General features: G+C 68.7%; 10 protein-coding genes and 1 rRNA gene. 1 reads left to right on the forward strand and 10 read right to left on the reverse strand.

The window, feature by feature from the left end:
* Nucleotides 1-150 precede the first annotated feature (150 nt).
* Nucleotides 151-1,404, forward strand: a complete 1,254-nt coding sequence (locus ACZ7OO_RS35260) for a DUF5667 domain-containing protein (protein WP_471511240.1) — start codon at nt 151-153, stop codon at nt 1,402-1,404.
* 51 nt (nt 1,405-1,455) lie between these two features.
* Here ACZ7OO_RS35260 and ACZ7OO_RS35265 read toward each other — a convergent pair whose 3' ends face one another.
* The 10 genes from ACZ7OO_RS35265 to rrf form a co-directional block, all read right to left on the reverse strand.
* Nucleotides 1,456-2,535, reverse strand: a complete 1,080-nt coding sequence (locus ACZ7OO_RS35265; RefSeq protein WP_471511242.1) for a lysophospholipid acyltransferase family protein — start codon at nt 2,533-2,535, stop codon at nt 1,456-1,458.
* Between the two features lie 13 nt (nt 2,536-2,548).
* Nucleotides 2,549-3,610 carry an NAD-dependent epimerase/dehydratase family protein gene (locus tag ACZ7OO_RS35270; protein WP_471511244.1) on the reverse strand — a complete coding sequence of 354 codons (1,062 nt, stop codon included), beginning with the start codon at nt 3,608-3,610 and terminating at the stop codon, nt 2,549-2,551.
* A gap of 172 nt (nt 3,611-3,782) precedes the next feature.
* Nucleotides 3,783-3,881: a 30S ribosomal protein bS22 gene (locus tag ACZ7OO_RS35275; RefSeq protein ID WP_003948845.1), complete on the reverse strand. Its 99-nt coding sequence runs from the start codon at nt 3,879-3,881 to the stop codon at nt 3,783-3,785.
* Nucleotides 3,882-4,010: 129 nt separating this feature from the next.
* On the reverse strand, nt 4,011-4,220 hold the full coding sequence (locus ACZ7OO_RS35280) for a helix-turn-helix domain-containing protein (RefSeq protein ID WP_067299677.1): 210 nt from the start codon (nt 4,218-4,220) through the stop codon (nt 4,011-4,013).
* 129 nt (nt 4,221-4,349) lie between these two features.
* Nucleotides 4,350-5,165 (reverse strand): phosphatase, encoded by an 816-nt coding sequence (locus ACZ7OO_RS35285; RefSeq protein ID WP_471511246.1) that lies wholly within the window; start codon nt 5,163-5,165, stop codon nt 4,350-4,352.
* A 237-nt stretch (nt 5,166-5,402) separates the two neighbouring features.
* A complete protein-coding gene (locus ACZ7OO_RS35290; RefSeq protein ID WP_471511248.1) occupies nt 5,403-6,575 on the reverse strand; it encodes an acetoin utilization protein AcuC in 1,173 nt (390 codons plus the stop codon).
* Complete coding sequence (locus ACZ7OO_RS35295; RefSeq protein WP_471511250.1) at nt 6,526-7,746, reverse strand: MFS transporter; 1,221 nt, start codon at nt 7,744-7,746, stop codon at nt 6,526-6,528. Before ACZ7OO_RS35295 ends, ACZ7OO_RS35290 begins: the two co-directional genes overlap by 50 nt.
* Before the next feature lie 81 nt (nt 7,747-7,827).
* Nucleotides 7,828-8,553: a VC0807 family protein gene (locus ACZ7OO_RS35300; protein ID WP_471511252.1), complete on the reverse strand. Its 726-nt coding sequence runs from the start codon at nt 8,551-8,553 to the stop codon at nt 7,828-7,830.
* Between the two features lie 93 nt (nt 8,554-8,646).
* Nucleotides 8,647-9,291: an HAD family hydrolase gene (locus tag ACZ7OO_RS35305; RefSeq protein WP_471511254.1), complete on the reverse strand. Its 645-nt coding sequence runs from the start codon at nt 9,289-9,291 to the stop codon at nt 8,647-8,649.
* Nucleotides 9,292-9,364: 73 nt separating this feature from the next.
* Nucleotides 9,365-9,444: ribosomal RNA gene (gene rrf / locus ACZ7OO_RS35310) — 5S ribosomal RNA — on the reverse strand; the annotation flags it as partial.

Consider the following 9,444-nt stretch of genomic DNA (forward strand, 5'->3'; position numbering starts at 1 on the left):
AGTGCCGAGCCGCTCGTTGTGCGGGATACAGGCTCCCTGTGGTCACGTCCTGGAAGACCCTGATCACACGATCGTGTGGATCGGTCGAGGGCGTGCAACCCTCAGGACCCCCTGGGGAGTCGACCGTCATGACGAGAGGAGGTGCCGCCAGTGATCGCGAACGTATCGGCGCACCGGCGGGCGAACGCCTTCGCCCAGGCCCTGGAGGAGCAGCCCGACCGGGACCCGGCGGCCGAGCGGTCCGAGGGTCCGGCGGGCGATCCGCCGGCCGCGGCGGATCGGGCCGAACGGACCGAGCAGGGCGAGCTGTTGGCCCTGGCGACAGGGCTCGCCGAGCTGCCCAAGCCGGTCCTCGACCCGGAGGTCAAGGTCGTCCACCGGGCCCAGCTGGTGGCCGCGATGGAGGCCATGCTGGCGGAGGGCACCCTGGGCGGGGCGGCGGACACGTCGGTTCCCGAGCAGCGGTCCGGCCGGTCCAAGGGCGCGCATCGGGCCAGCCCACTGGGCAAACTGCGACCGCGTTCCCGGCTCACCAAGGGGCTCGCCGCGGGCGGCCTGAGCGTAGGGGTGGCCGCCGGAGCCTTCGGCGGCGTGGCCGCCGCCAGCTCCGGCGCCCTGCCCGGCGACTCGCTGTACGGCCTCAAACGCGGCATTGAGGACTTCAAGCTCAACTATCTGGCCGACGGCGACGACCAGCGCGGCCAGACCTACCTCGACCAGGCCTCGACCAGGCTGATGGAAGCCCGCCGGCTGATGGAGCGAGACCGCGGCGGCCACCTCGACCATGAGTCCATCGGCGAGATCCGCCGCACCCTGTCCGGTATGCAGCACGACGTCACCGAGGGCCATCGGCTGCTCCACGAGGCGTATGAGCGCGACCCGAACTCACTGGGCCCCATCCAGGCCCTGTCCGCCTTCGCCCAGTCCCACCGCGAGGCCTGGGGCGCCCTGCGCGACAGACTCCCGGTCCAGCTCGGGGACGTCAGCCAGCAGGTGTCGTCGGTCTTCGACGCCATAGACGAAGAGGTCGCCCCGCTGCAGTCCCTGCTCCCCCAGCCGTCCCAGAACACCGGGGGCGGCACCGGCAAGCAGGGCTCCGGCACGGCGTCCACCGGTTCCTCCGGCAGCCACCGGTCGACGGCCCCGTCGTCCTCGGGCAGTTCCTCCTCGGGCCACGAGTCAGGCACCGGCAGCCCCAGCGGCTCGGCCTCCGGCAGCGCCGACGACGGCCTGATCGGCGGCACGACGGGCGGTCTCCTGGACCCCCCGAAGACCGGCACGGGCACCAGCGCCCCGCCGTCGACGGGCAAGTCCCCGTCAGCGGCACCGGACGTCACCCTGCCCCCGCTCCTGCCGGGCCTACTGCCGGGCCTGGGCATCGACGGCCAGGACGCGAGCGGCTGACGGAGACGGGGTGCCTCTCAACCGAGGGGCACCCCGTCGACGCATCGCCACTCAGAAGAACACCGACCGCCGCTGCACCAGCAACTTGTACAGCGTGTGCTGGATCTGCTCTCGCACCTGGTCCGTCAGATTGAACATCAGCATCGGATCCTCGGCGGCCTCCGGCGGATAGCTCCCCGTGGGGATCGGCTCCCCGAACTGGATCGTCCACTTCGTCGGCAGCGGAACCGCCCCAAGCGGCCCGAGCCAGGGAAAGGTCGGCGTCAGCGGGAAGTACGGGATCCCCAGCACCCGAGCCAGCGTCTTCGCGTTGCCGAGCATCGGGTAGATCTCCTCGGCCCCCACGATCGAGCAGGGAATGATCGGCACCCCCTGCCGCAACGCGGTCGACACGAACCCGCCCCGCCCGAACCGCTGGAGCTTGTAGCGCTCGCTGAAGGGCTTCCCGATGCCCTTGAACCCCTCCGGCATCACCCCGACCAGTTCCCCCTGCCCCAGCAGCCGCTCGGCGTCCTCCGCGCAGGCGAGCGTGTGCCCGAGCTTGCGTGCCAGTTCGTTCACCACCGGCAGCACGAAGACCAGGTCGGCCGCGAGCAGCCTGAGGTGACGATTCACCGGGTGATGGTCGTGCACGGCGACCTGCATCATCAGGCCGTCCATCGGCAGCGTCCCGGAGTGGTTGGCGACGATCAGGGCACCGCCCTCTGCCGGGATGTTCTCGATGCCCTTCACGTCGACGCGGAAGTACTTCTCGTACACCGGCCGCAGCATGGACATCAGGACGTGGTCGGTCAGCTCCTCGTCGTACCCGAAGTCGTCGACCTCGTAGTCCCCGGTCAGCCGCCGCCGCAGAAACGCCAGACCGCGGGCGACACGCTGCTCCAGGCCGGCGTCGTCGTGCGGCTTCTCCACGCCCGTCTCAGGGCTCTCCCGGGTCACATGCACATCTTCCTGCGCGGGGATCCGCCCGGCGAGAGGCTGGACCTCACGCACCACGCCGGACTCGCGCACCACCGCCTGCTCGCCGCCGCCCTTGCGCCGGTTCCCCGGCCCCCGGCGCCGGGCCGGCCGCTGCACGGCAGCCCCGCGGGACCGGTCGTCGTCGAACGGAATGACCTTGGCGTCCGCCATCGTGTTGCGCTCCTCAGTTGGCGCTCTGCGTCGGTGTCTTCCCGCCGCTCAGGACGGGGAGGGCGGCGATCCGGTCGACGGCGGCGGCCACCGCCTGTGGCGGCAGCAGCCCCGTGGCCTGGGCGCGCACGAAGTCCGCGAACGTCTCCGCCGTCGTGTACTTCGGCTGGAATCCCAGCGTCTCGCGCATCTGGTCGGTGGCGACCACCCGGCCGTGTGTCAGGAGCCGGATCTGCTCGGGCGAGAAGTCGCTCATGCCGAGGGTCCGCACCAGGGAACCGGCCCAGGTGACCGCCGGCAGCAGCAACGGCACGGTGGGCCGCCCCAGCCGTCGCGAACACTGCGAGAGCAACAGCACTCCGTCGCCCGCGACATTGAACGTGCCGCTGTTCAGGGTTCCCCGCGCCGGCTCGTGCGAGGCGATCCGCAGGACGTCGATCACATCGTCCTCGTGCACGAACTGCAGCCGGGGGTCGTACCCGAAGACGGTGGGCAGCACAGGGAGCGAGAAATAAGAGGCGAGCGGAGTGTCAGCGGTCGGCCCGAGAATATTGGCGAACCGCAACACGCACACCGCCACATCGGGCCGCCGTCTGGCGAACCCCCGCACATATCCCTCCACCTCGACCGTGTCCTTGGCGAACCCGCCGCTGGGCAGCGATTTCGGTGGGGTGGTCTCCGTGAAGACGGCGGGATCCTTCGGCGCGGAGCCGTAGACGTTCGTACTGGACTTGATCACAAGCCGTTTGACGTTCGGCGACTTCTGGCAGGCACCGAGCAGTTGCATGGTGCCGATGACATTGGTCTCTTTGACGGTGGCCCGGCTCCCGCTGCCGAGCGGCGTACCGGTCACATCCATGTGGACGACGGTGTCGGCACCGGTCTCGGCGAGGACGCGGGCGATGGTCGGCTGGCGGATGTCGGTCTGGATGAAGTCGGCCCCGCCCAGATGGTGCTCCGGCGGCACCGCGTCCACGGCGACGACCCGGTCCACTTCGGGGTCCCGCTGGATCCGCCGTACGAACCGGCCCCCAAGTTGACGGGCCACTCCGGTCACGAGCACGACCTTCCCCAAGATCAGCGCCTTTCTTCCGTGTTCCCGTATGCGAGCCAACTTAGCGGGTTGATGTTGCGCTGGCATGCCCTCAAGTGGGCCAGGGCGAGCCGTCTCGGCCGGAAAATGTGTATGGCCCCCCACCGTAACGGTGGGGGGCCATACACAATGCTCTCGCGGCTCGGCGCCGTAATTACTTCTTGTTACGGCGCTGAACGCGCGTGCGCTTGAGCAGCTTGCGGTGCTTCTTCTTGGCCATCCGCTTGCGCCGCTTCTTGATAACAGAGCCCACGACTACCCTCGCTCACTTCTCATCACTCGGTGCTGGGCGCCATGGGCCCATACGACCTACGAGGGGCTAGCCTACCCGCCCGAGCGCTGAGGTCGTAATCGAGGTGCTCCGGGTATCCCGAAACCGTCGTCAGGCGGTCTCCACCCCCACATAGCTCTCGCGAAGGTACTCGTGTACCGCTTGCTCGGGGACGCGGAAGGACCGCCCCACCCGGATCGCGGGCAGATGACCGCTGTGCACCAGCCGGTACACGGTCATCTTCGACACTCGCATCACCGCGGCGACCTCCGCCACGGTAAGGAACACAACCTCGTTGAGAGGCCTCTCGCCAGCTGCCATGACACACCTGAACCTTCCGCACTCGACGGGCCACCGGCTTCCCCTTCCGGTGACTCTTCGTCGTTGCGTGCTCACTCCCCAATGTAGGGGCGGGTGATGCGAGTGGGGAAGAGGTGCACCCATCGGCGGCTACTGTGACAGACACGCTCGATTGAGTACGTAGCGGGTAAGCGGCGTGTAGTAATCGGACCGCACGCCGTCATCAACCGGAACGGCGACGGACACGACCCCCTCGGCCTCGCCCACAAAGAGCGCAGGGTCATCCGTGTCCGCCAGCCCAATGGCCTCAAACCCGAGCTGACCAGCACCGCAGACCCACCCGTGGTCCCCCACCACCAGCTCGGGCAACGGCCCGCCGCCCCCCGCCGCCGCATCCAGCGCCACCCGAACCGGCAGCGGTGAGTGCGTGTGCGCACCCGGCGCACAACCGGGGCGTTCACCTCCCGATTCCCGCACCAACCCGACACCTTGTACGTAATCAAGGCTGCACGTACGTAGGCCGAACCGGGTCGTTATGTCGACACGGCGACCCTGCGCGGGGGTGAGGACCTCACACCCCGCCGCCGACAACGCGTCCGCGAGACCGGCGTAGAAGCCGATCAGCCGATGCGGATGCCCGGTCCCGAACAACACGGGCGCCCGCCGCCGGGCGACGTCCCCCACCCGCTCCGCGAAGGCATCGAGCGCAGCGACGGTCAACTCCGGATCGATCACATCATGCCCTGAAACACATCGAGGATCGTCCGAAACCCCACACTTGCCTGCCATCAACCGAACCAACTCGCGCTCGCTCCACGCCTCTTGCGGATCAATACCGATCAACACCCGAGGATCCCGAGCCGCGAACAGCCGATAACGGCGAATACTCCGCTCCCGGGAGGTGGCCACAACCCCAGCAAGCCCAACGGCCACCAGATAAGCCCGAAGCTCACCGACACTCCACACGGCTGAGATGGTGACGGACGCAGCCCCCGAAGAACCGGAGAACAGGCGAACACCGCACGGTTGGCGTAACGATTGGCCAAGCCCCCACCACCCAGCCCGTCCGGCGTTCGAGGACGAGGCCGTGCAGGCCGAAGCGGGGGTCCGGGGGCGGCAGCCACCAGGAGGGGGGTCGAAGGGGGCGCAGCCCCTGGTGATGGGACGGACAGGGGCGGGGGCGAGAAAACCACCCCTCCACCCCTACGCCAGCAACCCCCGCAACGGATACACGGCCCGCCGAGTAGCCAGCACCGCCTGGTCCAGGCGGTCAGCGGGGTCGTACCCCGCCTCCCACTCCGCCCACTCCACCGGCCACCGCCCATCGGTCATCCGCCCAGGACCCAACTGCCGAGTCCGAGCGAACACCTCCTGCCGCCACGCCTCGGGAACCAGCGCCTCCGGCTCGATCTCCCGCCCCGCGGCGATCGCCACCAGATGCGTCCACGACCGGGGCACGACATCCACCACCTCGTACCCCCCGCCCCCCAACGCGACCCACTTCCCCCCGGCGTACTCGTGCGCCAGCTCATGGCAGGCCACCTGTACAGCCCGCTGCGCATCCAGCGAGACGGCGAGATGCGCCAACGGATCCTCGAAATGGGTGTCGGCGCCGTGCTGAGTCACCAGCACCTGCGGCCGGAAGTCGGCGACCAGCTCCGGCACGACCGCATGAAACGCCCGCAACCACCCCGCGTCCCCGGTCCCCGCCGGCAACGCCACATTCACTGCGGAGCCCTCCCCCGCCCCGGCGCCGACCTCCTCCGGCCACCCGGTCTGCGGGAACAACGTACGAGGATGCTCATGCAGCGAGATCGTCAGAACCCGCGGATCCTCCCAGAACGCGGCCTGCACCCCGTCCCCGTGATGCACATCGACGTCCACATAGGCGACCCGCTCGGCACCGAGCTCCAACAACCGCGCAATCGCGAGCGAGGCGTCGTTGTAGATACAGAACCCGGAAGCCGCCCCCGGCATCGCATGATGCAACCCACCCGCGAAGTTCACGGCGTGATCGACGTCCCCCCGCCACACCGCCTCGGCCGCCCCCACCGACTGCCCGGCGATCAACGCGGACACCTCGTGCATCCCGGCGAACGCCGGATCGTCCATCGTCCCCAGCCCATACGACTGGTCAGCCGACCCGGGATCCGCCGAAGCCGCCTTCACGGCCTCGACATAGTCCTCCCGGTGCACCAGACGCAGCGTCGACTCCCCGGCCGGCTTCGCCGCGACGACATCCACCACCCGGTCGACCTCGAAGGCATGGACCAGTCTCCGGGTCAACGCCAGCCGGACCGGATCCATCGGATGGCCCGGACCGAAGTCATAGCCCGTTACTGCCTCGTCCCACATCAGCTGTGCGCGGCCGCTCATGCCCGCCACCGTATCGGTCCGGCCGAGCCGCGAACGAACGGGCGTACACCAACGTCACCAGCACCAACACCATCGGCACCAGCATCGCCCCGCGATAGCTCCACGCGTCGCCCAGAGCACCCACCAACGGCGAACCGATCAGGAACCCGACGTAGTTGAAGATGTTCAGCCGGGCGATGGCAGCGTCCGAGTCCCCGGGGAACAACCGGCCGGCCGCCGCGAAGGTCTGCGGCACCAGCACACACAGCCCGAGCCCCAGCAGAGTGAACCCGGCCATCCCCACCCACGCCCCGGACGCCCCGGCCACCACCGCGAACCCGACGGCCGCCACCAGCGCCCCGAGCCGTACGACCGCCACGGCCCCGAACCGCCGTACCCCGAAGTCCCCGATGGCCCGCCCGACCAGCGTGGTCACCATGTACACGTTGTACGGAACGGTCGCCAGCTGCTCACTGCTCCCCAGCACGTCCTTCAGATACTTCGCACTCCAGTTGGAAACGGTCGAGTCCCCGATGTAGGCGAAGGTCATCACCAGACACAGCGGCAGCAGCAGCTTGAAGACGACACCGCCACTGCCCCCGCTCGCGCCCACCCCGTGCTCCACCGGCTCGGGCTTGCCGTCCACATACCACCGGCTGCCCAACAGCGCGGCCGGCAACAACACCGCGACGACCGGCAGATACGACACCCACAGCGCGAGATGCCAGTGCGCCCCCACCCACGCCAGCGAGGCACCCAGGATCCCGCCCAGGCTGTACGCGGCATGAAAGCTGAGCATGATGCTGCGCCCGTACGTCCGCTGCAGGCTCACCCCGAGCATGTTCATCGAGGCGTCCAGCGCACCGACGGCCAGCCCGAAGGCGCCCAGCGCGACGGCCAGCTCGGCCATGTTCCCGCCGGCCCCGACCCCGAGCAGGGCCAGCATCACCACGGGCTGGGACCAGCGCAGCAGCCGACTGGGCGGTATCCGCTTCACCAGCTGCTCGGTGGTCACACTGCCGACGCCGGCCAGGATCGGCACGGCGGCGAGAAAGACCGGCAGCAGCGCGTCGGAGACGCCGTACCGGTCCTGGATGGCGGGAATGCGCGTCACGAGCAGAGCGAAAGTGGCACCCTGCGTGAAGAAGCTGAACGCCAACGAGGCCCTACCGCGCCGCAGCACATCTGTCATGGCGGCGAGCGTAGGGCCCCGGCGTACTCGTGGGTAGATCCAGCCAAAGATGAATTTCCTTCAGCTTTACCTCCGGCGGCGTCAGGCGGCGACAGCCACCTCACACTTCACGGCATCCTCCGCGGCCTTCACCTCGGCGCCGATCATCCGGGCCATCGGCTCGGCGGCGAGCCCACCGCTGACCACCATCCCGATCCCGATCGCGCTGACCAGGATGACCGTGCCGAGCCACACCATCGTGTCCACGGGCAGGGTGTACGCCCCCGCGACCCGCACCACGCACTCGGCGAGCAGCAGCACACCCCACACGAGCGAGTAGACCCGCTCCGACCGCCGGAACGCGGCGGACCCGGCCCGCAGCCGCTCGAAGGCCGCCTCCCTGGCCGCGTCGCCCTTCACCACGAACGGCTTGAGCCCCTCGGTCATCATCGGCCGGCCCAGCACCACCGACACCAGAATCGCGATCCCGATGACACTGCTGACCCCGCTGTCCTTGGCGAGCATCAGCCGCGGGTCGCCGGAGACGAAGCTCAGCGCCAAGGACACCAGGTTCACCAGCAGGATGAGCCCCGCGAACGCATTGCCCCGACGCTCCTTGACCACGCTCCACACCGTCCGCAGAGCCGGCACCACACTGCTCCAGGCGAGCGCCGCGAAGGTGCTCATCCCGAAGGCGCCCTTGAAGAGGTAGTACGACCCGAGCGGAACCGCCACGTCCACGATCAGCGGCTTGAAGTTCTCCAGCACGCTGGGCTGCGGCTTGGCCTGGTTGTTGTTCCGGGACCCGGCATTCGTCGTCTTCGTCATGCCCTCAGCTTCGCGTCCGGGCGGGGTCCCCCAGTAGAAACGATCGTCCGGAGCTCGGCATGACAATTGTCAGCCCCGCCACGATGCCCTCGGTCATTCCAGCAGGTCAGCCAATTGCCCCATGTCGGAGAAGAGTTGAGTGGCCCCCCGCAGCCGGTCGACCGGCGTCATCGCCGTGAACCCGTACACGTCCATACCGGCCGCGACAGCCGCCTGCACACCCAGCGGACTGTCCTCCACGACGGCACAACGCCCCGGCGCGACCCCCATCCGCTCGGCCGCGTACAGGAAGAGATCCGGCGCCGGCTTCCCCCTCCCTACATCCTGCGAACTGAAGACCCGCGACTCCTCGAACCACCGGTCAAGCCCGGTCGTCCGATGCCCCACCCGAATCCGCTCATGACTCCCGGACGACGCCACGCAGTACGGCACCCTGTCAGCCGCCAGCTGCTCAAGCACCTCCGCCACACCGGTGACGGGCTTCAACTCCGCCTCGAAGGCGGCGAACACCCGCGCATGGAAGACGTCGTCGAAGTCATCGGGCAGCCGCTGCCCGGTGCGCTCCTGGACGAGGTCATGGACCCGGTGCATCGCGGATCCCATGTAGTCCCGTATGGACTCCTCGTAGGAGGTGGGATGCCCGAGCTCGGTGAGACAGGCGGCCAGGAGCCGGTTGGAGATGGGCTCGCTGTCGACGAGGACGCCGTCGTTGTCGAAGATAACCAGGTCGTAACGCATACCACTGAGCATAAACGCACCCGTAAACGCAGAAAGGCCCACGCCATAACGGCGTGGGCCTTTCTCAATATTTGTTCGGCGGTGTCCTACTCTCCCACAGGGTCCCCCCTGCAGTACCATCGGCGCTGTAAGGCTTAGCTTCCGGGTTCGGAA

The organism is Streptomyces sp. NPDC111744 (assembly GCF_055634995.1).

Coding starts and splice junctions, on each gene's coding strand:
- ACZ7OO_RS35280 (WP_067299677.1), bottom strand. CDS start 4,220: ATGGCAGCTGGCGAGAGGCCTCTCAACGAGGTTGTGTTCCTTACCGTG.
- ACZ7OO_RS35305 (WP_471511254.1), bottom strand. CDS start 9,291: ATGCGTTACGACCTGGTTATCTTCGACAACGACGGCGTCCTCGTCGAC.
- ACZ7OO_RS35265 (WP_471511242.1), bottom strand. CDS start 2,535: ATGGCGGACGCCAAGGTCATTCCGTTCGACGACGACCGGTCCCGCGGG.
- ACZ7OO_RS35295 (WP_471511250.1), bottom strand. CDS start 7,746: ATGACAGATGTGCTGCGGCGCGGTAGGGCCTCGTTGGCGTTCAGCTTC.
- ACZ7OO_RS35290 (WP_471511248.1), bottom strand. CDS start 6,575: ATGAGCGGCCGCGCACAGCTGATGTGGGACGAGGCAGTAACGGGCTAT.
- ACZ7OO_RS35300 (WP_471511252.1), bottom strand. CDS start 8,553: ATGACGAAGACGACGAATGCCGGGTCCCGGAACAACAACCAGGCCAAG.